Below are 22,910 nucleotides of genomic sequence, written 5' to 3'. Positions count from 1 at the left end.
TGGAACTACTTCAAATCAACAGCATGCGTTGCAGACTAATCGCCCGATGCTCTAAAATCTTCTAGCTTCCGGCCACGGGCGCCCATAGCACGTCTTCGATACGACGGGCGCCGGTGGCAAGCATCGCCAGCCTGTCGAAGCCGAGCGCGATGCCGCTTGCCGGCGGCATGATCCTGAGGGCATCGAGAAAATCCTCGTCGATCGGATAGGTCTCGCCGTAGATGCGTTGTTTTTCGGCCATGTCGGCGACAAAGCGCCGGCGCTGCTCGTCGGCATCGGTCAGTTCGCCAAAGCCGTTGGCAAGCTCAACGCCGCAGACATAAAGCTCGAAGCGTTCGCTGACTCGCGGATCGGCTTCGCTCTTGCGCGCAAGGGCCGCCTCACAGGCGGGATAGGCATCGAGCACCGTCGCTGCGCCATGGCCAAGTTCCGGCTCCACCTTTTCCACCAGCACCCGCGAGAATATGTCCGACCAGCTATCGTCCGGGCCATAGCGAAGCCCCGCCTTGTCCATGCGGGCGGCCAGAGCATCCCGGTCCCCTTCCCCGTCATCGCCGATCGTCGCCAGAAGATCGATCCCGGCATAACGTTCAAAGGCCTCGGCAACGCTTAGCTGCTGGATGGCAGCGAACGGGTCGCAGGCACTGCCGCGCCACGAAAACGTCGTCGCCCCCGCCGCCTTCGCCGCCAGCGCCAGCAGCGCCTGGCAATCCTCAAACAATCGCTCATAGGGCGCATGGGCGCGATACCATTCCACCATCGTGAATTCGGGATGGTGCAGCGGCCCGCGCTCGCGATTGCGATAGACGCGGGCAAAGCACACCAGCCGCTCCTCGCCCGCCGCCAGCAGCTTCTTCGCGGTGAATTCGGGCGATGTGTGGAGATACATCTGCTGTCCAGCGCCGTCATTGCCGATCATGTCGGCGGCGAAGGCGTGAAGATGGGTCTCGTTGCCGGGCGAGACCTGCAGCGCCGGCACGTCGGCCTCGATGAAATCCTCGGCGGCAAACCAGGCGCGCATCGTCGCTATCATCCGGTTGCGGGCGAGAAGCGCCGGCCGGCGGTCCGCGTGGCGGTCGGGCCGCCACCACGCTCCATCGTCCGCATCTCTTCTGTCAGTCGGCTTGTTCATATCGGTTTCCGAAGCCTCACAGGCGGTTTGCCGCGTTTGGCACTGGCATTAACGTGCAATTTGCGTTAGTCCCGCTCTCACAATTCAGTAAGGATTGCGGCCAGAGGCCGCGCTTTGAAAGCAAGGAAGTTTCATGGTCAAGGTCATCGCCTCGTCGCTGCGCAAGGGTAATGTCGTCGATGTCGACGGCAAGCTCTATGTCGTGCTTACCGCCCAGAATTTTCACCCCGGCAAGGGCACGCCCGTTACCCAGGTGGACATGCGCCGGATCGCCGACGGCGTCAAGGTTTCGGAGCGCTGGAAGACGACGGAACAGGTCGAGCGCGCCTTCGTCGAGGACAATGACCACACCTTCCTCTACGCCGACGGCGAAGGCTATCACTTCATGAACCCGGAGACCTACGACCAGCTCACCATGAGCGCGGACGATGTCGGCGACGCTGCCGCCTATCTCTCCGAAGGCATGACGGTAATCCTGTCGATCCACGAAGGCATCGCGATCGCCCTCGAACTGCCGCGCCAGGTGACGCTCGAAATCACCGAGACCGAGCCGGTGGTCAAGGGCCAGACCGCCTCGTCGTCCTATAAGCCGGCCATGCTTTCCAACGGCCTGCGCACCATGGTGCCCCCCCATATCGACGCCGGCACCCGCGTCGTCATCCTCACCGAGGACGGCTCCTACGTGGAACGCGCCAAGGACTGAGCGGCATTCGGTCCGCAAACCTTCCGGCAAACAATCTCTCCACTTGAGGGAGAGATGCCCCGAAAGGGGCAGAGAGGGGTGAATCCCTTCGAAGAGTCAGGAGTTTACGGCTTTCGAACCTGCCGTTAAAGGGCCATCGCACTCGACGGCGGGTTCAGCGCATCCGCGAAAAACTCATCGCGATATGGGCGCGGCGGAGATGGCAGAGGGCGTCGATCTGGCCGGCCTCGACCGCGGCGAGGATTTCGGCGGTCTCCCGGCAATAGATCTCCGCCTCGTTTTCGAGATCCGCCGCCGAGGCGGTGATCGCCTGCAGCCAGATGCGGGCGGTGCGGAAATAGAGGCGTTCACCGGTGTCCCTGAGCGGCTGGTTCAGCGAAAGTTGGTTGAGCGCCAGAAACATGTCGCGGTCGAGCGCTGCAAAATCGCGCGGCGCGGGGGCGTTCCTGAGCGAAACAGCGCGCTCGTGAAGTGCGCGAAAATCCGCCACGATCTCCTCCGTGACCGGTGCGGGGTCAAGATGCGCCATCAGCACGACAAGCTCCATCCTGAGGCGGTAGACCTGCGCCAGTTCATCGAGGTCGACATCCGTCACGATGGTGCCGACGCCGTGGACGGAGAGCAGCAGGCCCTCATCTTCCAGCCCAGCCAGCACGCGCCGGAGGGGCGTGCGCGACACGCCGAATTCGGCCGCGAGTGCTGCTTCAGAGAGTTTTTCGCCCGGCGGATAGTCGAGCATCATGATCCGCTCGCGGATGATGTCGTGGATCTGGGCGAGCCGGTCGCGACCGGTCATTTCGCCTGTCGTCATCGCCACGCGCTTCCGAGCCGGTCGAGCATGGCGAGGCATTGGCCAAGCTGATCCGCGCTCAAGAACTCGTCCGGCTTGTGGGCCTGGTCGATGGAGCCCGGCCCGCAGACAACGGCGTCCATGCCGATTTCCTGAAAGAAGCCGGCCTCGGTGCCGAAGGGCACGACGTCGGCGCTGTCCGAGCCGGTGAGCCGGAAGGCAAGGTCGCGCGCGGCGTTGTCGTTTCTCGGAAACAGCGCCGCCGCCTCGCCGATCACCTTCGTCTCGATATCGGCTTCGGGCGCGACGGCGCGCATGGCGGGCAAGAGGTCGCGGGCGCAATAGGTGGCAATGTCGTCTTTCACCAGCGACAGATCCTCGGCGATCACAGGCCGGGTTTCCCAGCGTAGCACCGCGCGCGGCGCAATGACATTGTGCGACAACCCGCCCTCCAGCGCGCCGACATTCAGCGTCGCATAGGGCGGCTGGTAGCGCGAGCCCTCCGGCACGCGTGCCATCAGCCGCTCGCGCAGTTCCATCAGCCGTGCGATGTAGCGGGCGGCATATTCGACCGCGTTGATGCCCAGCTCGGGCGCCGAGGAATGGCCGGAGCGGCCGGTGAAGGTGACGGTGTATTCGCAGCAGCCCTTGTGGCCCTCGATCACCCGCATCATGGTCGGCTCGCCGACGATCGCGAGCGCGGGACGGACTTCGCGCTCCGACAGCCATTCCGTCAGCGCCCGCGCGCCGATGCAGCCGACCTCCTCGTCATGGGTGAAGGCGAAGTGGATCGGCTTGCGTTCGGCGAATTCGGCCAGCGTCTCCCGCTTGGCAAGGCATGCGGCAATGAAGCCCTTCATGTCGCAGGTGCCGCGGCCGAAGAACTTGCCGTCGCGCTCTGCAAGCGTGAACGGGTCGTTGGTCCAGAGCTGGTCGTCCACGGGCACGACATCGCTGTGGCCCGACAGCATCAGCCCGCCGGGGCGGTCGTCGCCGAGCGTTGCGAACAGGTTGGCCTTGGTCCCGGTGGCATCGGTGAGGATTTCCACCCGCGCACCGCAATCCGACAGCCGCTCGGCGATGTAGGCGATCAGCGGCAGATTGCTTTCCGATGAAACCGAGGGAAAGGCGACAAGGTCTGCGAGAATATCGCGTGCGGCAGTCAGATCGCTCAACGGTCAATCCTTCACGAACAGTTTGCGCTCGACGCTGCAGAGGGCCTCCGCAGGTCCGTTCTCGGTGATCAGGATGGTCTCGGTAATTTCCAGTCCCCAGTCATCCATCCACAGGCCCGGCATGAAATGCAGCGTCATGCCCGGCTTCAGCAGGGTTTCGTCGATGGTGCGGATGCTGACGGTGTGCTCGCCCCAGTCCGGCGGATAGGCGAGGCCCGTTGCATAGCCGCAGCGGTTCGGCCGCTCGATGCCGACCTTCCAGAGTTCCTTTTCAAGCGCCGCGGCGATATCGCCCGCCCGGTTGCCGGCCCGCGCCGCCTCGATGCCGGCATTCAGCCCGGCGACCAGCGCTTGCGCCGCGTCGGTCATGTATTGCGGCGGCTTGCCGAAGAACACGGTACGGCTGAGCGGCGCGTGGTAGCGGCGATAGCAGCCGGCCTGCTCGATGAAGGTGGCCTCGCCGGTTCTGAACTCGTCGCCGCTCCAGGTGAGATGCGGCGCGGAGGCATCGGGACCGGACGGCAGCAGCGGCATGATCGCCGGATAATCGCCCCAGATATCGTCGATGCCGGTGATCGCGGTCTTCATCAGCTCGCCGACGAAATGGTTCTTTTTCATGCCCGGCTCGGCGATCTCCATCGCATGACCCATCACCCGGTCGGAGATTTGCGCCGCCTTGCGCATGAAGGCGATTTCCTCCTCCGACTTCACCACGCGCTGCCAGTCGACGAGGCCCGAACCGTCCTTGATCGACGCGCCCGGAAGGCCCTTCACCAGCGCGGCGTGGCCGGCGGCGGAGTAGTAATAGGCGTTCATCTCCACGCCGATGCGGGCCTTGTCGAGGCCGAGACCCGCAAGCTTTTCAGCCAGATCGTCCATCGGATGGATGCCGTCCGCCTGGATATAGCGGTCGGCGTACCAGAGGATATGATCCTCATCGAGAAAGGCGGTGCGGCGTGCGCCATTCGCGTCCATCAGCCGGCCCCACCAATAGGGCATGCCCTCGCCGGTGACGATCACGGCCTGATCGACATAGAAGGACCAGCCGTCATAGCCGGTCAGCCAGTTCATGCCGGCGGGCGACGTCACCACCAGCGCATCCAGCCCATAGGCCTCCATCGCCTTGCGCGTCAGCGCCAGCCGGCGGTCATATTCCGATTTCGAAAAGGGCAGTTCCGTCGCCGCCATGGCTTTCCTCGTTTGTTGTGCACAACTGTTGGTGTGCGCACGTTTTCCCGCGTCTCTCAATTCACCGGCGCTGTCACCTTCCTCAACCTGCCAGGAGCGCTGATCTCCCCCCCTTGAGGGGAGATGCCCGGCAGGGCAGAGAGGGGTACAGCGACAGAGCCGAAGCTCTGCGTTTGTCGAGAGGGTTCACCCCTCTCTGTCGCTTTCGCGACATCTCCCCCTCAAGGGGGGAGATTGTTTTGTGCCAGCCTCCCTAAGGGCGTCATCCTCGGGCTTGACCCGAGGATCTAATCACCTTTCCCCGCGAGAGGAGGGCGTGGCGAGCTTGGCTCTCTCTCCTCCACTCCACCCGCCAACGCCGCTCGCGACACACGTGGTTGGATCCTCGGGTCAAGCCCGAGGATGACGCAGAATGGGAGGAGAGTGAGGCGTGCCTCTCAGCCTCAGAACGCTCCACTTTGCATTTTCTCTCAGTGTTGTATACAACACGTTTTCAACACGGCGCGCAAGCCCTTTCACAACACGAGGATACGATGCTTACCAACGACCAGCTCGACCGCTTCGACCGCGAGAATTTCTTCCATCCCTCGACCCATCTCGCCCAGCATGCGCGCGGCGAAAGCCCGAGCCGGATCGTGAAAACGGCCAAGGGCGTGTTCATCGAGGATCGCGATGGCAACAAGCTGCTGGATGGCTTTGGCGGGCTTTATTGCGTTAATGTCGGCTACGGGCAGGAAAGCATTGTCGAGGCGATTGCCGAGCAGGCGCGGGAGCTTGCCTATTACCACGCCTATGCCGGCCACGGCACGGAGGCCTCGATCAATCTGGCGAAAATGGTGATCGCTCGCGCGCCGGATCACATGTCGAAGGTCTATTTCGGGCTTTCCGGATCGGATGCCAATGAGACCAATATCAAGCTGGTCTGGTACTACAACAACATCCTTGGCCGGCCGGAAAAGAAGAAGATCATCTCACGCTGGCGCGGCTATCACGGCTCCGGGCTGATGACCGGGTCGCTCACCGGCCTTGCCGGCTTCCAGCGTAAGTTCGACCTGCCGCTGGAGCGGGTGTTCCACACTACCGCGCCCTATTACTACCGCCGCAAGGACCTTGCCATGAGCGAGGCCGATTTCGTTGCCCATTGCGTGGCCGAGCTGGAAATGCGGATCGAGCGCGAGGGCGCGGATACGATCGCGGCCTTCATCGGCGAGCCGGTGCTGGGCACCGGCGGCATCGTGCCGCCGCCGGAAGGTTACTGGAAGGCGATTTCGGCGGTGCTGGAAAAGCACGATATCCTGCTGATCGCCGATGAGGTGGTCACCGGCTTCGGTCGCCTCGGCTCGATGTTCGGCTCCGATCACTACGGCCTGAAACCTGACCTGATCACCATCGCCAAGGGGCTGACATCCGCTTATGCGCCGCTTTCCGGCACCATCGTTTCCGACAAGGTGTGGAAGGCGCTGGAACAGGGCACGGATGAAAACGGCCCGATCGGCCATGGCTGGACCTATTCCGCCCATCCGATCGGCGCTGCCGCGGGCGTTGCCAACCTGAAGCTGATCGATGAACTGGGTCTGGTGAAAAACGCCGCCGAGACCGGCGCTTACCTCCGCGCCGCCATGAAGGACGCGCTTGCCGATCATCCCCATGTCGGCGATATTCGCGGGGAGGGCATGCTGATGGCGGTCGAATTCGTCAAGGACCGCGAGAGCCGCACCTTCTACGATCCGTCGGAAAAGGTTGGCCCCAACCTTGCCGCCGCGCTGATTTCCGAAGGCGTCATCGCCCGCGCCATGCCGGAAGGCGATATTCTGGGCTATGCCCCGCCGCTCTGCCTGACGCGCGAGGAGGCCGACCAGATCGTGGCGGCGACGAAGAAGGCGGTGACGACGGTTCTGGGATAGAGACGAAAGGAGGCGCGATGCTGAAAGCGATCCATCATGTGCAGCTTGCCATGCCGGCAGGCGGTGAGGACAAGGCACGCGCCTTCTACCACGGGGTCCTGGGCATTCCTGAGGTCGAGAAGCCCGAAAACCTGAAACCGCGCGGCGGATGCTGGTTCGAGGCGGACGGGCTGCGTATCCATCTCGGCGTCGAGAAGGATTTTCGGCCCGCGCGCAAGGCCCATCCGGCGATCCTGGTGGACGATGTCGATGCGCTTGCCGCAAGGGTCGCGAAGGCCGGCTACGCGGTGAAGACCGACGAGCCGCTTGAGGGTTTCCAGCGCGCCTATGTCTATGATCCCTTCGGCAACCGCATCGAACTGATGCAGACCTTGGCCTGAGCTTTTCGGCCCGCGATCGTTGACATTTGGCTGAAAGGATGGTCATCGGTTGCGGCGAACAGAAGAGACCGTCCATCCATGCCGTCCACCAGCCTGCCGGATTGCGCCGGCGCTATCCTTCAAGCCTTTAAGGCGCGCGATACGGCGCTGACCGATATTCCGGTCATCCAGCCCGCTGCTCCGTTTCTGGATATGGCGGGCGAGGCGCTGCGCCGCCGCATCTTCATGACCGAGAGCGAGACCGGCGAAAGCCTGTGTCTTCGACCCGAATTCACCATTCCCGTATGCCGCCACCATATCGACAACAATGCCGGCACGCCGAAACGCTATGCCTATTGCGGCATGGTGTTCCGCCAGGCGCGCGATGACGGCGCTTCCGAATTCTTTCAGGCAGGCATCGAGGATCTCGGCAGCGCGGATTTCGCAAAGGCCGATGCCCGCGCCATCGCCGATGCGCTCGATGTCCTGCGCGATTGCCTGCCGGAGACGCCGGTTTCGGTCACGCTTGGCGACCAGAATCTTTTCGAGGCGGTTGTTGGCGCACTCGGCCTGCCGGGCGGCTGGCAAAAGCGGCTGATCCATGCCTTCGGCAATCAGAAGCGGCTGGAAACGCTGCTCGACGCTCTTGCCAGGCCGCAGCCGGTCGGCGGGCTCGACCGGCGCGTCGCCGGCTTTCTCGCCGATGGCGACGAGGCCGGGCTGATCGCCCATATCGACGAGACGATGCAGGCGACCGGCTATTCCACCAATGCCAGCCGCAGCCCGGAAGAGATCGCCCGACGGCTGAAGGAAAAGCTGGCGCTGTCGGTCACCAGCCTCGACGCCGAGGCGCTGGACGCGCTCACGAGTTTTCTGGCGCTCGACATCGGCCTCGATCAGGCCTCGGCGGCGCTCACCGGCTTCGCGCAAAAATTCGGCCTTGATATCGGTTCGGCGATTGCCGCCTTCGAAAACCGGATCGCGGCGATTGCAGCCAGCGGCGTTGTCGTCAGTGACATCACCTATCGCGCCGCCTTCGGGCGACCGCTCGATTATTACACCGGCCTCGTCTTCGAGATCACCGAAGCCGGCCCGCGCGCAGCTTTGCTTGCAGGCGGCGGGCGTTATGACCGGCTGCTGACGCTGCTTGGCGCAAGCGGGCATATTCCGGCGGTCGGGTTCTCGCTCTGGCTCGACCGGATCGAGCGTGCGGGCAGCAAAGCCGAGGATATCCGATGACCGTCACCATTGCTCTGCCCTCCAAGGGGCGCATCAAGGAAGGCGCGGAACAGGCGCTGAAGGCGGCGGGATTCACGGTCGCGACCAATGGCAACAGCCGCTCCTATCGCGGCCAGATCGAAGGGCGCGGCGATATCGAGATCGCCTTTCTCTCGGCCTCCGAGATCGCGCGCGAGGTCGGCAGCGGCGCCGTGGATTTCGGCGTGACCGGCGAGGATGTCGTGCGCGAGAATGTCGCCAATGCCGATGCCCGCGTCGAGATCGTCTCGCGCCTCGGCTTCGGCCAGGCCGATGTCGTGGTCGCGGTTCCGGAAATCTGGCTCGATGTCGATACCATGGCCGATCTCAACGATGTCGCCGCCGAATTCCGCAGCCGCCATGGCCGCAGGCTGGCGATCGCCACAAAATTCTGGCGGCTGACGCAGCAGTTCTTCACCGCCACCCACGGCATCCAGCTCTACCGCATCGTCGAAAGCCTCGGCGCCACCGAAGGCGCGCCGATGGCCGGCCAGGCCGACATCATCGTCGACATCACCTCCACCGGCTCGACGCTGAAGGCCAATCACCTGAAGATCCTGTCCGACGGGCTGATCCTGAGATCGGAAGCCTGTTTCATGCGCGCGAAGAAGAGCGAGCATGAGGAAGACCCGCTGATCGAAGAGATCGCTGCGGCGATGCGCGGGTGACGACAGACGCCGGCATATGACTTGGCGGCTTGCTTCCGGCACGCTCTCCCGCTGGGAGAGAAGATTGGGGGCATTGCGATAAGGCCATGCGCTATTGCCGTGCGCTGGCCGAAAGTTCCACAACGACCCCGACTGCGCCTGTAAAGCCTCGGCGCCCAAGAGCTTGTGGCGGAGTGGGCGCCGTTCGACCATGGCCAACGCGGAGCTCTCGCTGGACCCTGCACGGCCACTTATCGAGCCTCCCCCCGCAGCCCGCCTCAGTCGATCCTGCCGCCGTCAGTTGACGCCCGTCAGGCTTTTGGGTATTAATGTTATGTTATAACATTAAGTCGCTGAACGTAGTCTTTTCGTTTGGCATTCTCACGCATCGCAAGGACCTTTCCCCATGCTGCAAAACAACGACACCCGCCTGCCCGTCACCGTCCTTTCCGGCTTTCTCGGCGCAGGCAAGACGACGTTACTCAATCATATTCTCAACAATCGCGAAGGGCGGCGGGTCGCGGTGATCGTCAACGATATGAGCGAGGTGAATATCGATGCCGATCTGGTGCGCGAGGGCGGCGCCGATCTGTCGCGCACCGAGGAAACCATGGTCGAGATGACCAATGGCTGCATCTGTTGCACGCTGCGCGACGACCTGCTGACCGAGGTGCGGCGGTTGTCGGAGGAAAAGCGCTTCGACTATCTGCTGATCGAGGGAACCGGCATTGCCGAACCGCTGCCGGTAGCCGCGACATTTTCGTGGCGCGACGAGCGCGGCGAGAGCCTCTCCGATCTCGCCCGCCTCGACACCATGGTCACGGTGGTCGACGCGGTGAACCTGCTGCGCGAATATGGCGGCCACGAATTCCTGAAAAATCGCGGCGAGGTCGCCGGCGAAGGCGACGAGCGGACGCTGGTCGATCTGCATGTCGAGCAGATCGAATTCGCCGATGTCGTCGTCGTCAACAAGGCCTCGGACGTGAGCGCGGAAGAGCGCGAGAATGTCGTCAAGATTGTCCGCGCGCTGAACGCCGATGCAAAGATCATCGAGACGGATTTCAGCCGCGTCGATCTCGACGAACTGCTCGATACCCGCCTCTTCAGCGAGGACAAGGCCAGCCAGCACCCGCTCTGGGCCAAGGAGCTCTACGGCTTTGCCGACCACGTGCCGGAGACCGAGGAATACGGCATTTCCAGCTTCGTCTACCGGGCCCGCGCGCCGTTCGATCCGCTGAAATTCGATGCCTTCACGCGGATGAATTTTTCAGGCCTGATCCGCGCCAAGGGCCATTTCTGGCTGGCGACGCGGCCGGATTTCGCCGGTGAATTCTCGCTTGCCGGGGCGATCGTGCGCAGCGGTCCGCTGGGGCGCTGGTGGGCAGCCGTGCCCGAGAGCCGCTGGCCGGACGCGCCGGACCTGCGCCGGATGATCGAGGATTGCTGGGACGCGGTCTATGGCGATCGCCGGCAGGAAATCGTCTTCATCGGCGCGGGCATGGACAAGGATGCGATCCGCGAGGCCCTCGATGACTGCCTGATCGACACCGGGCCCACCTTCAACCAACGCGACTACGAATCGCTTACCGACCCCTTCCCGTCCTGGACGAGAGGCTGAACGGGACTACCCCCACAGCACCGGCTCGGCCGGGTGCATCACCGAGCCATCGAAGCGGATCGCGTTGGCGCGGTCCTGGGCAAGCAGCAGCGGCCCGTCGAGATCGACAAAGGCCGCACCTTCGGCGACCAGCATGGCCGGCGCCATGGCGAGCGAGGTGCCGAGCATGCAGCCGATCATGATCTGGAAGCCCATGGCCTCCGCTTCCTGTTTCAAAAGCAGCGCCTCGGTCAGCCCGCCGGTCTTGTCGATCTTGATGTTGATCGCGTCATATTTGCCCTTGAGGTCGGCAAGCGAGGGGCGCGCATGGCAGCTTTCATCGGCGCAGACCGGCAGCGGCCTGTCGATATGGCGCAGCGCCTCGTCATCGCCGGCCGGAAGCGGCTGTTCCACCAGCGCCACGCCGAGGCGCACGAGCGCGGGGGCCAGCGCCTGATAGGCCTCGACGCTCCAGCCTTCATTGGCATCGACGATGATCGTGGAATCGGGCGCGCCGGCGCGCACCGCCTCGATACGGCCAAGGTCGTCATCAGTCCCGAGCTTGACCTTCAACAGCGGCCGATGGGCGTTTTTGGCGGCCTGGGCGCGCATCTTCTCCGGTTCGCCGAGCGAGATGGTGTAGGCCGTGGTCAGCGGACCGGGCTTTTGCAGCCCCGCGCGTTGCCACACCGGTTTGCCGCTGCTCTTGGCTTCATAGTCCCAGAACGCGCAGTCTAGCGCGTTGCGCGCCGCGCCCGGTTTCATCCGGGTCTGCAAGGCTTCGCGATCGAGCCCGGCGCGGATCTCGGCTTCCAGCGACAGGATATCGGCAATCACGCCGTCAACCGTCTCGCCGTAGCGGGCATAGGGCACGGATTCGCCGCGCCCGGTATGCGCGCCATCGGTGAGCGTCACCGTCACCACCCGGATTTCGGTGCGCGAGCCGCGCGAGATCGTGAAGGAGCCCGCGACCGGAAACACATCCTCGCGGGCAGAGACGTAAAGTTCGCTCATAGCGCCGCCAGCGCATCGGCGAGGCGTTCGGCCCCGTGGCGGAACGGATCGACCGTCGGCAGGCCCATCCGTTCTTCGGTCTGCCGGCAATAGTCAAGCGCCTCTTCGTCCGACATGGCGGAGGTGTTGAGCGATATGCCGACCACCTTGCAGTCCGGATTGACGATCCTGGCCATCTGCAGCGCCAGATCCCGCACCGCCTCGAGGCTCGGGAGCTGATAGTCCGGCAGGCCGCGCATATGCGGGCGGTTGGGCTCGTGGCAGATCACCAGCGCATCCGGCTGGCCGCCGTGGATCAGCGCCAGCGTCACGCCGGAATAGGAGGCGTGGAACAGGCTCCCCTGCCCTTCGATTAGGTCCCAATGGTCGGCGTCATTGTCAGGCGAGAGATATTCGATCGAGCCGGCCATGAAATCGGCGATCACCGCATCGAGCGGCACGCCGCCGCCGGTGATCAGAATGCCGGTCTGGCCGGTGGCGCGGAAGGTTGCCTTCATGCCCTTGTCACGCATCGCCTTTTCCACGCAGAGCGCGGTGTACATCTTGCCGACCGAGCAATCCGTGCCGACCGCGAGCATGCGCTTGCCGGTCCGCTTCTTGCCGTTGGCGATCGGATATTGAACGGCGGGGATGCGGACATCATGCAGCGTGCGGCCGAGCTCCTTCGCCTTCGCGGCAAGGTCGGCTTCGTTGCGCAACAGGTTGTGGAGGCCGGAGGCGAGATCGAGACCCGCTTCCATCGCCTCGATCAGCACGCTCTTCCAGGACGGCGAGATCACGCCGCCGCGGTTGGCAACGCCGATCACCAGCGTCTTGACGCCCTTGTCCACGGCTTCCGCGATCGACAGATCGGGCAGCTTCATGTCCGCCTTGCAGCCTTCAAGCCGCAACTGGCCGACGGCATATTCCGGACGCCAGTCCTTGATGCCCTGCGCCACCTTGGCAGCGAGCGCGTCGGGCGCATCGCCCAGGAACAGAAGATAGGGAGTTTCGATCATGTGCTTGACCACCCGGCTGTGAGAGAGAGTTGCGAAACGATATCGCGACGGGACGGTAGCGGTCAAGCTGGAGCGGCGAAAGTTTGCGCGAATTCGCTCACAACACGCAGGAATCGCGAATTAAGATAGCCTGAAATGTGATTTTGACGGATTTTCGGAGCTACAGCGCAAGGTAGAAGATTGACGCAAGGCTCCGCGCCGAACGGCGCGGGGCCTTACCTTTCAATCAACCGCGACCGAAATCGTCGACGATGCGGATGATGTCATCCTCGCCGAGATAGGAACCGGTCTGGACTTCTATCAGCTCCAGCGTGATCTTGCCGGGGTTGTAAAGCCGGTGGACGGCGCCGAGCGGAATGTAGATCGACTGGTTCTCGGTCAGCTGTTTGACATCCTCGTCCACCGTCACCTCTGCCGTGCCCTTGACGATGATCCAGTGCTCGGCGCGGTGATGGTGCTTCTGCAGCGACAATTTCTTGCCGGGCTTGACGAAGATGCGCTTGGCCTGGAAGCGCTCGCCCTTGATGATCGAGGTATAGCCGCCCCAGGGCCGGTAGGAGGTCGGGTGTTCCTCGGCCAGCGCCCGGGTTTCCTTGGCCCCCTTCAGCACCTTGACGATGTTGCCGACATTCTGGCTGTCTTCGAGCTTGCCGACATAGACGGCATCCTCGGAGGCAATCACCGCCATGCCGTCGAGCCCCTGCATGGCGATATGCATGTCGCGCGAGATCACCAGCGAGTTCTGCGTGTCGAGCAGCGTCGCATCGCCGGAAACGACATTGCCGCTGCCATCCTGTTCGCCATCCTTCCAGATCGCGTCCCAGGAGCCGAGATCCGACCAGGTGAAGGCCGACGGCACGACGGCGGCCTCGCTGGTCTTTTCCATCACAGCATAGTCGATGGAAATGTCAGGGCACTGCGCAAAGGTCTCCTTGTCGAGACGGGTGAAATCGAGTTCGAGATCGCTCTCGTCCTTCAGCACCGCCTGCTCTGCGAATTCGAATACCTGCGGGGCATACTTTTCCAGTTCCCGGATCAGCACCGCGACCGGGAACATGAACATGCCCGAGTTCCAGGTGTAATTGCCGGCAGCCAGCATTTCCTCGGCCTTGTCCTGCGCGGGCTTTTCAACGAAGCGAGCTACCTTTCGGGCGCCGGAGGGAAGCTCCTCGCCGGCCTCGATATAGCCGAAGCCGGTGGCGGGTTCGGTCGGCTCGATGCCGAAAGTGACAAGCTTGCCGCTCTTGGCAGCCTCAAGCGCGGTATCGATCGCGCCGAAATAATCCGAGCCGGCATCGATCTCGTGGTCGGAGGCGAGCACCTGCATGATCGCGTCCTCGCCGAAATTGGCGCGCACCATGGCGGCGGCGGCGGCAACGGCGGGCGCAGTGTTGCGCGCGATCGGCTCAAGAATGATGCCGGAGAGCTCGATATCCAGTTCGCGCGCCTGTTCGGCGGCAAGGAAGCGGAAATCCTCATTGGTTAGGATGATCGGCGCTTCGTAGCGGTCGCTGTCCGACACACGTTCCAGCGTCTTCTGGTAAAGCGTCTTCGGGCCGAGGAAGCGGATGAACTGTTTCGGCGCGGTGGCGCGCGACAGCGGCCACAGGCGCGTGCCCTTGCCGCCGGCCATGATGACGGGAACGATCTTGCTGCTCATGTCTGTAAATCTCCTAATGTAATGAATCTAGAATAAGAGTCTGTTTAACGGGCCTTGAAACCTTCGATCAGGGCGAGCCCCTGTTTCAGAAGTTCGCGCGCCTCGCCGGCGCTCGCCGCCTCCACATAGCAGCGCATTTCCGGCGCGTTGCCGGAGGGGCGGAAATGGATGATGCGGCCATCTTCAAGCGTGACCCGCAGGCCGTCAATGTCGCTCTTGTCCGCAACCGTGCCGACCGGCGCGAGGAAATCGGCTAGATTGCCGTCGCTCTCGCGCAGGTAGTCCATCAACGCCGCGCTGCGCGCCTGCTCGAAATTCTTGATCCTGTCGGCATCGGCGACCGGCAGGCTGTAGGCTTTCGCAAGTTCCGAAAGCTTGCGCTTGTCGCGATGGGCAAGATAGAGCGCTGACAGCACGGGCAGGAAGCAATCGCGCGTCGGCAAGGCCGCAATCGTGTCGCCGGCAGGACGGAAGGGCGAACCCGTCAGCAGGCCACCATTGGCCTCGAACCCCATAACGCCGTCCTTGCCCTCGGCAATCGCCTTTTCCATGCCGGCGATGACATAGGGCGATCCGACTTGTGTCCTAATCACCTCGAAATCGCCGTTCTTTTCGATGCCGGAATTGGAGGTCACCGGGGTCACCACCACTTTCGCGCCGAGGAAATTGGCGGTCATCAGGCCGATCAGGTCGCCGCGCAGCGGCGTGCCGGTCTCGTCCGCGACCAGCGGGCGGTCGCCATCGCCATCAGCGGAAATAATGGCATCAAACCCGTGTTCTCCGGCCCAGCCCTCCAGAAGCTTCACGGTTTCCGGGGAAACTGCCTCGGTGTCGACAGGAATAAATTCCTCGGAAAAGCCAAGCGGCGTGACGTCCGCGCCGTAATGCTCGAGCACCGCAATAAACAGATCGCGTGCCACCGTGGAATGCTGATAGACGCCGATTTTCATGCCGGAAAGGGCCTCCTCGGGCAGAATGGCGGTACAGCGCGCGCCGAAACCGGCCAGCGCCTCGCTTGCCTCGTCCTCGCCCTCCGCGGCTGCCTGATCGACCGTGCCCTTGAGCTTTTCGGCAAAGCCGGAAATCGCCTGCTCGTCGTCCTTGGTAATTTCACCATCGGGAAGATAGAACTTGATGCCGTTGCGATCGGCCGGAATATGGGAACCGGTGATCATGATCGAGGCGGCTTTCCGCTTCTGGCCGTAGAAGGCAAGCGCCGGCGTTGGCAGCGCGCCGCAATCGACCGGCGTGAAGCCGGCGGCCGCGATCGCGCCCATGCAGTTGGCCGCAATCGCCGGGCTCGACTCGCGATAATCCTGCCCCACAAGCACGACATCACCTTTTTCGGCATAGCCTGCCTTTTGCAGATGATGACAGAAAGCCGCCGTGTAAAGAGAGGAAGGCTCCCCCAGGAGATCCGTTGACAGGCCGCGAAGGCCGCTCGTCCCGAATTTTACGCTCATCGATACTCTTTATCCCAGTCTTTGCGCCGCCGCCGGGCAGAGGTCCCGACCGGCCGCCTTTCAAAACAATGGAGCGGCCTCGGCCACTCCGTTTCAGACAGTCTATCGCACGAACCCGTCGATTACCAAAAATCCTTGGAAGAGACGTAGCTCATAGCAACGCCGCGCGTAAGCGGCAAACTTCCCCGATATCCTTGGCTCCAAAAGCGCCAAACAGGTCAAGGCACCGTGGAAGGGCCTCGAAAGTTCAGAGGCATAGGACACTCAACGCCAGCCTCATGAAGCACTGATCTGCGTAGACGCTGACACTCTGACATTGGCCAATGCCCACTCCGAAACCCAGATGAACGCGCCCAGGCGTTCATCTACCCTCATTTGAAATTTTAACGCCTCTCCTTCCACTTTGTTCCCCTCGCACTCAGCGGAAGGAATTTAAGGCGGCAAAAAATCACGCCGGCGTGGAACCGATCGCCGAACCGGGACGTTTCGATGCGAAGCCGGAAGTCCTTGCACGTTTCCGGTACGGTGACTTATAGGTGTGCCCGGGCCGGGGATTGTCTGCCTGAGCGAGAATAAAAGAGCTTGAGCCTGTGGAACATTTGCCATCGGAAATTGTGGAGGCGATCAGGGACGAGGACCGTCTGAACACGCTTTCGCAATCGATCATGCGCGCGGCGGAAGTCGACGAAAATTTCGTCGCCATCGTCGAAGCTGCGGCAAACCGCTTTTCCTGCCCGGCGGCCTTGATCCTGATTGCCGATGCCGATGAGAATTGGGTTCAGGCCGTCCATGGCATGAAGGTCGATGACGTTCCCACCCGATCGGGCCTGTTCGTCTACCCGATCGCGCTCAAGAAACAACGGGCGCTGATCCTCAACAATCCCGAGACCCACGAAGAACTGGCCCGTTCTGTCCCCATGTTCGAAGGCAAGCGGGTGAAGTTTTTCGCCGGCGCTCCGATCCCGGTTCACGGCGTCAATGCCGGGGCCATCTGCATCATCGACGGCGCAAACCACCGCGACACCACTGAAGAGGATGCCGAAGCACTGCGCCGACTGGCGAACCTTGCCGGCTCGCTTTATGAACTGAAGCACGCCGCGCGCGGCAAGGCTTCGGCCGATATCGCCCTTTCTCAATCGGAACGCCGCCATTCGATGGCGTTGCGGGCCGCGAATATCGCGACTTGGAGTTGGGACGGCATCAGCGAGACGGTTGAATGCGACAATGCCCTGCGGGAAATGCTTGCGCTTTCACCCGATGAGCCGGTGACCTGCCGCCGGGTGCTCGGGGCCATTAACAAGGACATGCGCTTTTCCCTTATGCGCCGGTTCAAGGCGGCGCTTGACCGGGGCGAGGAATATCAAAGCGAATTCAAGGTGGATTCCACCGGTAAATGGCTGCTTTCGCTGGGCGGCGCTTATGAAGACGCATTGCTCGAGGAGCGCAAGGGGCCGGTGTTCGGTGTGGTGGTCGACATCAGCACCACCAAGGAAAGCGAACAGAAGACCCGGCTCCTGCTGCGCGAACTCAATCACCGCGTCAAGAATACGCTGGCAATCGTGCAGTCGATCGCCGGCCAGACGCTGCGGCGCTCGCGGACCTCGGCCGAATTCAACATGTCGTTTTCCGGCAGGCTGCAGGCGCTTTCCGCCGCGCATACCCTTCTTTCCGACGAGCAGTGGGGCGCAATCGCGCTCGACCGGCTGCTGCGCTCGCAGATCGCGCCCTACAGCGACAGTTCGGGGCGGCAGGTGGATATTCACGGCAGCGCCGTCTATCTCGATCCCGACGAAGCGCTGGCGCTTGGCCTCGTCATCCACGAGCTTGCGAGCAATGCCGCCAAGTTCGGCGCGCTTTCGACCCGGGCCGGCGTTGTGGATATCACCGTCGCCTGCAGGGATGAAGGCGGCAACGCCCATCTGGAACTCGACTGGGTCGAGGTTGGCGGGCCGCGCGTGACCACCCCCGAACAGCGCGGCTTTGGCTCCGTTCTGATTGAACGCAGTCTCGACAAGGTCATCGGCAGCAAGGTTGATGTCGACTATGCCGAAACCGGCCTCAAGGTGCATATTTCCATGCCGTTGCGATACTGCTGATCGTAAAACAATTCAGACGAAATCGCCCGCCCGTTTCCCGAACGCGGCGGGTTTATTTTTTGCGCTCTTTTTTCCAAAAAAGTCACCGGTCGGAGGAACAAGGGTCATCCGGGCACGTTTAATTGTCGTGAGCAAGGTGAGATAAAAACAAATAATACAAATATTAAATCGCACCTAAATTGGAGCACTACAAGAAGAGAGGAGTATTGACATGCTTCGCAAGATTCTTTCGACCACCGCACTGGTAGCTGTTGTTTCCACGGGTGCAGCCTTTGCCCAGGATACCAACACCACCGAACCCATGAAACAGCCTGAGGCAAGCTCGAGCATGGAAAACGGCGCTTCGCCGATCTTCCCTGATCGTCAAGCTGCAGGCGAAGACGCCAAGAGCTTTTACGGTGCGACCGGCGAGCAGGTACTCGCAAGTTCGCTGCTTGGCTGGCCGGTCTACGGCATGAGCGCCGAAACACAGGAACGCGAACAGGTTGGCGACATCGCGGACATCGTGATGAACACCGACGGCACGGCCAATGCCGCCGTCATCGGCGTCGGCGGTTTCCTCGGCATCGGTGAAAAGGAAGTCGCGATTTCCTTCGATCGACTGTCATGGGAGCCCGGTGAGAATGGCGCTTGGCTCAGCATCGACGCCACCCGCGAAGAGCTGGAATCCGCGCCGGAATTCGAATCCGACAATGAGAACCTGATGAAGGTGGGCCGCGCTCCGGCGCCTGAAGGCACCATGGCCGAAGGCTCAAACGATCTGGCCAACTCGGCAGGAACGGCTCTTGACGAAGCCGGCAATGCGACGGGTGAAGCCATGAATGACGTGGCCACCGGTATCGGCACCGCCGCGGATGCCACCGGCAACGCCATGAACGACGTCGCCTCGAATGTCGACAATGCCGGCGATGCGATGCAGAACGACGGCGCCATGGCCGAAAACCCGATGCTGGAAGGCATGAGCGAAGTCGACACCGCCTCGATCTCCTATGACGAGCTGGAAGGCGCGCCGGTTCTGGGCGCTGATGGCGACAATGTCGGCGAAATCTCCGACATCATTGTCTACGGCGACAATAACGAGAACGTCTTCGTCGTTGATGTTGGCGGCTTCCTCGGCATCGGCGAAAAGCCGGTCGCCATTTCGGCAGACTCGGCCACGGTCATGAGCGATGGCGACACCTATGTCGTGCAGACCAAGTATGATCGTGAGACGCTCGAAAACCAGCCGGAATATACCGAGCAGAGCCTGAACGACAATCCGGATGCCGTTCTTCTGAACTAATCTCGGCCCGACGTTCCTTGCAGAAAGCCCGTGATCTCGCGATCGCGGGCTTTTTCATGCCGGACGCCAGAGCCCGTCCCGGCCGCGAACGAGCAGCGGCGTGGCAAAGCAGGCGTGAATATCGTCGACGCCCCCAGCATCGAAAGCGGCAAGCGCCTCGACATGGCGCGTGGTCTGCAGCATGGCGGCGGCGATCGCCACGGGGCGCACGCCGCATTGCTTCAGGAGCGAAAGCCCCGCCACGATCGACTTGCCCGATGAGATCACGTCATCGACGAGCGCGACCCGCTTCCCCTCAAGCAGCGGCAGCATGCGCGGATCGATATAGAGCCGCTTCTGCTGGCCGGGCGTGGTGACGGAACTGACCGGAAGCGACAGCGCCTCCTCGTACCAGAACTTGCGCGAATTGCCGAGCGGCACGTAGCGGGAATGACCGAGCGCCTCGGCGAGAGCGGCCGCCAGCGTGAGGCCAAGCGTCGGTAGGCCGACGATGATTTCGGGTTTCAGGGGCGCAAGCCGGGCGGCGAGATCCTCGGCAAGCGCCCTGGTAACTGCAAACGAAGCCTGGTTTATGATCAGCGAGGCAAGCCCCTCGCCGCTGTCTCCAAGCGGACGGATCGGCAGCAGAAGACGGCGGCCGTCGGCAAACCGCGCGGTATAGGCAGCTTCATGGGCAGCATCATGGGCGGTCGTTTCAGCCGGCGCGGGCGGCAGCAATTCCTGCCAGAAATGATGGGGTTGCATGGCGGATGAAATCTCAAGGCTTGGCCAAAAACAGTCTTGCCCTCATCATTAGGCTTCGGTAGCCCTTTGAAGCAAGGGGCGCTGTGCGCCGGTGCGCATTCACCGACGCGCGATCTCGAAAAGCGGGGTTTTGATGATCCATCTCTACAAGGTCGGAGGGGCGAAGACGCCGATGTCTTCCACCGGCACGCCCGCGCCGCTTGAGGACGACGTGATCTGGATCGACATGCTCGATCCGACCGAAGACGACATGCGCCAGATCGAGGAGTTGCTCGGCGTGGTGCTGCCGACGCGCGAATCGCTGAAGGATATCGAACCTTCGAGCCGCTACTATACCGAGGGCGACGCCGTATACATGACCGCCTCTGTGGTCATGAATGTGGATTTCGGCCTCGCCCACCTCACCGATATCGGCTTCATTCTCGCCGAGGGACGGCTGATCACCATCCGCCACGCGGAACCGAAGCCGTTCTTCCTGTTCGCCGCCGACATGAAACGGCTGGAGGTCGCACCCGGCCAGGGCGCCAAGGTTCTGGCCTATCTGCTCGACACCATCGTGGACCGCACCGCCGAAATCCTGGAACTGGCTGTCGCCAAGATCGACAATATCTCGATCGCCGTGTTCGGCGAGGGCGCGCGCGGACGCAGACGCCCGCCGGCGGAGCTGGAAGAGCGGCTGATCGAGATTTCGACCTATCATCGCCTTGTCAGCAAGACCCGCGACAGCCTGACCACGTTGTCGCGGCTTGCGACCTATGTGCAGACGCTGCGCCGGGTGCGCGACGACAAGGCAACCAAGGACCTCTGCCGGATCGTGTCCCACGATATCCAGTCGCTGTCGGAACATGCCGGCTTCGTCGCCTCCAACATAACCTTCCTGCTCGATTCCTCGCTTGGGCTGATCAATCTCGAACAGAACAACATCATGAAACTGTTCTCAGTGGTCTCGGTCGTGTTCGCGCCGCCGATGCTGATTGCCGGCATATACGGCATGAACTTCGACAAGATGCCGGAGCTGCACTTTTCGTGGGGATATCCGGCCGCTCTCGGCCTGATGTTCCTGACCGGGGCGGCGGCGGTCGTCTGGCTGCGCAAGCGCGGCTGGCTGTAGCGACGAAATAAACGCATTTACCGCAATGAAATCAGATATTTGCGGCTTGCGCCATTGATGCCGCCCCTTGTCTTGACTAGCATGGGCGCTAAAACTATGGTGCGCACCACTTGACCGGGCCTTTCCGCCGCTTTATCGCGTGGCCGGAGCCTTCTTGACGGGGACGCGCTCAAGGAGGGATGTCATGGCAGAAGACGGACAGGACGATCTGGAGGCCCGCCGCAAGCGGCTGGAATCCGAACTCGGCTCGCTGCGCAAGGACGAGGCATCCGAACGGGCAAAGACGGCGGCCTCCGCCAAGGACCGCAAGGAGATGTCGAAGGGCCTGAAGCTTTCGAGCGAGTTCATGGCGGCGATCTTCGTCGGTTTCATGATCGGATACCTGCTTGATCGCTTCGCGGGGACAGGCCCCTGGGGATTGATTGTGTTTATTCTCCTCGGATTCTGCGCCGGGGTATTGAATGTACTGCGCTCCGTGGGTTATGTGGCGGAGCCGGAAGACCGTATGAAAAAAGACGGCAAGTAAAGTTTTGGTTGCCGGCGGCTGAAAACGGCCGCAGGCAGGGCAAGAAGAGAGAGACTAGGTGGCAAACGATCCGACCCATCAATTTCAGATCCACAGCATCGTTCCGATCAATGTCGGCGGGCTGGACCTGTCCTTCACCAATGCTTCGCTGTTCATGGTGATTTCCGCCGGGGCCGCTGCGGGCTTTCTTTACCTGGCAACCGCCAAGCGCGGCCTCATTCCCTCGCGCACCCAGTCGATCGCCGAGCTTCTCTATGAATTCGTCGCCTCGATGCTGAGGGAGGGCGCTGGGACGAAGGGCATGGTGTTCTTCCCCTTCGTGCTGACGCTGTTCATGTTCCTGCTGACGGCGAACCTGATCGGCATGTTCCCCTATTTCTTCTCCGTCACCAGTCAGATCGTGGTCACCTTCTCGCTGGCGCTGATGGTGATGTGCGTGGTCGTCGGTTACGGGCTTTACAAGCACGGCTTCCATTTCTTCAAGGTGTTCGTGCCATCCGGGGTTCCGGTGGCACTGCTGCCGCTGGTGACGCTGATCGAGATCGTTTCGTTTCTCTCGCGTCCCATCAGCCTTTCCGTCCGTCTGTTCGCCAACATGCTGGCCGGCCACATCACGCTGAAGGTTTTTGCCGGCTTCGTGGTCTCGCTGATCTCGATCGGCACGATCGGCACCGGCGGCGCAATCCTGCCGCTTGCCATGACCGTGGCGCTGACGGCGCTGGAATTCCTGGTGGCCTTCCTGCAGGCCTACGTCTTTGCAGTCCTGACCTGCATGTATCTCAACGACGCCGTCAACGCGGGCGAGCACTAGGATAGAAAAGTCGCCGGCTTCGTCTGGACAGGCGGAACCGGCATCGCTATTAAGCCGCAACAACCCAATTCTTCTAAGGAGTTCTCATATGGAAGCGGAAGCAGCAAAGTTCATCGGCGCCGGTATTGCCTGCCTTGGCATGGGTGCAACCTCCATGGGCCTCGGCCGCATCTTCGGTGATTACCTCACCGGCGCGCTGCGCAACCCGTCCGCCGCCGACAGCCAGTTCGGCCGTCTGGTGTTCGGCTTCGCCGTTACCGAAGCGCTCGGCATCTTCTCGCTGCTCGTTGCCCTGCTCCTCCTCTTCGCCGTTTGATTTTTTGAACGGTCCGACTTTCGGTTGCGGGGCCTGGCCTGAGGCCGGCGCCGCGCCCCCTGTTTTCGAACACCATTTGAGGTGAGCATGTTTTTGACCCCCGCTTTTGCCCCCACGACCCAAGGTGCCCAACCCCA

General features: G+C 62.3%; 21 protein-coding genes. 12 read left to right on the top strand and 9 right to left on the bottom strand.

Features of this window, described 5'->3' with window-relative positions; genetic code table 11:
* Positions 1 to 61: 61 nt before the first annotated feature.
* The gene (gene epmA, locus V6767_RS22200; protein WP_448475433.1) at positions 62 to 1,132 is read right to left on the bottom strand and encodes an EF-P lysine aminoacylase EpmA; all 1,071 of its coding nucleotides are present in this window, start codon (positions 1,130 to 1,132) and stop codon (positions 62 to 64) included.
* Between the two features lie 133 nt (positions 1,133 to 1,265).
* Here epmA and efp point away from each other — a divergent pair, with 133 nt between their 5' ends.
* The gene (gene efp / locus V6767_RS22195) at positions 1,266 to 1,835 is read left to right on the top strand and encodes an elongation factor P (RefSeq protein WP_448475432.1); all 570 of its coding nucleotides are present in this window, start codon (positions 1,266 to 1,268) and stop codon (positions 1,833 to 1,835) included.
* Positions 1,836 to 1,989: 154 nt separating this feature from the next.
* Here the strand turns inward: efp and V6767_RS22190 are convergent, their stop codons facing one another.
* From V6767_RS22190 to V6767_RS22180, 3 genes are read right to left on the bottom strand one after another with little or no spacing between them, the layout of a single operon-like run.
* Positions 1,990 to 2,646: a GntR family transcriptional regulator gene (locus tag V6767_RS22190; protein ID WP_448475431.1), complete on the bottom strand. Its 657-nt coding sequence runs from the start codon at positions 2,644 to 2,646 to the stop codon at positions 1,990 to 1,992.
* A complete protein-coding gene (gene argE / locus V6767_RS22185) occupies positions 2,643 to 3,800 on the bottom strand; it encodes an acetylornithine deacetylase (protein ID WP_448475430.1) in 1,158 nt (385 codons plus the stop codon). The genes V6767_RS22190 and argE overlap by 4 nt, the downstream gene beginning before the upstream one ends.
* Positions 3,801 to 3,803: 3 nt before the next feature.
* Positions 3,804 to 4,988 carry a M24 family metallopeptidase gene (locus V6767_RS22180; protein WP_448475429.1) on the bottom strand — a complete coding sequence of 395 codons (1,185 nt, stop codon included), beginning with the start codon at positions 4,986 to 4,988 and terminating at the stop codon, positions 3,804 to 3,806.
* A gap of 533 nt (positions 4,989 to 5,521) precedes the next feature.
* Between V6767_RS22180 and V6767_RS22175 the strand changes: the two genes are divergently transcribed.
* The 5 genes from V6767_RS22175 to V6767_RS22155 all read left to right on the top strand — a co-directional run bounded on the left by V6767_RS22175 (position 5,522) and on the right by V6767_RS22155 (position 10,773).
* A complete protein-coding gene (locus tag V6767_RS22175) occupies positions 5,522 to 6,892 on the top strand; it encodes an aminotransferase (RefSeq protein ID WP_448475428.1) in 1,371 nt (456 codons plus the stop codon).
* Between the two features lie 17 nt (positions 6,893 to 6,909).
* Positions 6,910 to 7,272, top strand: coding sequence for a VOC family protein (locus V6767_RS22170; protein ID WP_448475427.1), 363 nt, complete (start codon positions 6,910 to 6,912; stop codon positions 7,270 to 7,272).
* Positions 7,273 to 7,350: 78 nt separating this feature from the next.
* Positions 7,351 to 8,490 carry an ATP phosphoribosyltransferase regulatory subunit gene (locus V6767_RS22165; protein ID WP_448475426.1) on the top strand — a complete coding sequence of 380 codons (1,140 nt, stop codon included), beginning with the start codon at positions 7,351 to 7,353 and terminating at the stop codon, positions 8,488 to 8,490.
* Positions 8,487 to 9,176: an ATP phosphoribosyltransferase gene (hisG, locus tag V6767_RS22160; RefSeq protein ID WP_448475425.1), complete on the top strand. Its 690-nt coding sequence runs from the start codon at positions 8,487 to 8,489 to the stop codon at positions 9,174 to 9,176. The genes V6767_RS22165 and hisG overlap by 4 nt, the downstream gene beginning before the upstream one ends.
* Positions 9,177 to 9,564: 388 nt before the next feature.
* Complete coding sequence (locus V6767_RS22155; protein WP_448475434.1) at positions 9,565 to 10,773, top strand: GTP-binding protein; 1,209 nt, start codon at positions 9,565 to 9,567, stop codon at positions 10,771 to 10,773.
* A gap of 6 nt (positions 10,774 to 10,779) precedes the next feature.
* Here V6767_RS22155 and dgcA read toward each other — a convergent pair whose 3' ends face one another.
* The 4 genes from dgcA to V6767_RS22135 all read right to left on the bottom strand — a co-directional run bounded on the left by dgcA (position 10,780) and on the right by V6767_RS22135 (position 15,887).
* A complete protein-coding gene (dgcA, locus tag V6767_RS22150) occupies positions 10,780 to 11,766 on the bottom strand; it encodes an N-acetyl-D-Glu racemase DgcA (RefSeq protein WP_448475424.1) in 987 nt (328 codons plus the stop codon).
* Positions 11,763 to 12,764, bottom strand: coding sequence for an N-acetyltransferase DgcN (dgcN, locus tag V6767_RS22145; RefSeq protein WP_448475423.1), 1,002 nt, complete (start codon positions 12,762 to 12,764; stop codon positions 11,763 to 11,765). The genes dgcA and dgcN overlap by 4 nt, the downstream gene beginning before the upstream one ends.
* A gap of 226 nt (positions 12,765 to 12,990) precedes the next feature.
* Entirely contained in the window at positions 12,991 to 14,424 is a 1,434-nt protein-coding gene (locus V6767_RS22140; protein WP_448475422.1) for a mannose-1-phosphate guanylyltransferase/mannose-6-phosphate isomerase, read from the bottom strand.
* Between the two features lie 44 nt (positions 14,425 to 14,468).
* Positions 14,469 to 15,887 carry a phosphomannomutase gene (locus V6767_RS22135; protein ID WP_448475421.1) on the bottom strand — a complete coding sequence of 473 codons (1,419 nt, stop codon included), beginning with the start codon at positions 15,885 to 15,887 and terminating at the stop codon, positions 14,469 to 14,471.
* Between the two features lie 590 nt (positions 15,888 to 16,477).
* Between V6767_RS22135 and V6767_RS22130 the strand changes: the two genes are divergently transcribed.
* Together V6767_RS22130 and V6767_RS22125 are read left to right on the top strand one after the other, a co-directional pair.
* Positions 16,478 to 17,983 (top strand): HWE histidine kinase domain-containing protein, encoded by a 1,506-nt coding sequence (locus tag V6767_RS22130; protein WP_448475420.1) that lies wholly within the window; start codon positions 16,478 to 16,480, stop codon positions 17,981 to 17,983.
* A 211-nt stretch (positions 17,984 to 18,194) separates the two neighbouring features.
* Positions 18,195 to 19,265, top strand: coding sequence for a PRC-barrel domain-containing protein (locus V6767_RS22125; RefSeq protein ID WP_448475419.1), 1,071 nt, complete (start codon positions 18,195 to 18,197; stop codon positions 19,263 to 19,265).
* 54 nt (positions 19,266 to 19,319) lie between these two features.
* On the opposite strand, the gene V6767_RS22120 is transcribed toward V6767_RS22125, so the two are convergent.
* Positions 19,320 to 20,009, bottom strand: coding sequence for a phosphoribosyltransferase (locus tag V6767_RS22120; RefSeq protein ID WP_448475418.1), 690 nt, complete (start codon positions 20,007 to 20,009; stop codon positions 19,320 to 19,322).
* 133 nt (positions 20,010 to 20,142) lie between these two features.
* On the opposite strand from V6767_RS22120, the gene V6767_RS22115 reads away from it, so the two are divergent.
* The 4 genes from V6767_RS22115 (at position 20,143) to V6767_RS22100 (ending at position 22,773) form a co-directional block, all read left to right on the top strand.
* Positions 20,143 to 21,120, top strand: a complete 978-nt coding sequence (locus V6767_RS22115) for a magnesium transporter CorA family protein (protein WP_448475417.1) — start codon at positions 20,143 to 20,145, stop codon at positions 21,118 to 21,120.
* Between the two features lie 184 nt (positions 21,121 to 21,304).
* Positions 21,305 to 21,646: an AtpZ/AtpI family protein gene (locus V6767_RS22110; RefSeq protein ID WP_448475416.1), complete on the top strand. Its 342-nt coding sequence runs from the start codon at positions 21,305 to 21,307 to the stop codon at positions 21,644 to 21,646.
* Between the two features lie 58 nt (positions 21,647 to 21,704).
* Positions 21,705 to 22,457 (top strand): F0F1 ATP synthase subunit A, encoded by a 753-nt coding sequence (locus V6767_RS22105; RefSeq protein WP_230720225.1) that lies wholly within the window; start codon positions 21,705 to 21,707, stop codon positions 22,455 to 22,457.
* 88 nt (positions 22,458 to 22,545) lie between these two features.
* Complete coding sequence (locus V6767_RS22100; protein WP_018063478.1) at positions 22,546 to 22,773, top strand: F0F1 ATP synthase subunit C; 228 nt, start codon at positions 22,546 to 22,548, stop codon at positions 22,771 to 22,773.
* The last annotated feature ends 137 nt before the right edge of the window (positions 22,774 to 22,910 follow it).

It is taken from the genome of Martelella sp. FLE1502, from assembly GCF_053484255.1.
Note: the sequence above shows the minus strand (reverse complement) of the source record. Positions and strands in the feature narration are given on the sequence as shown.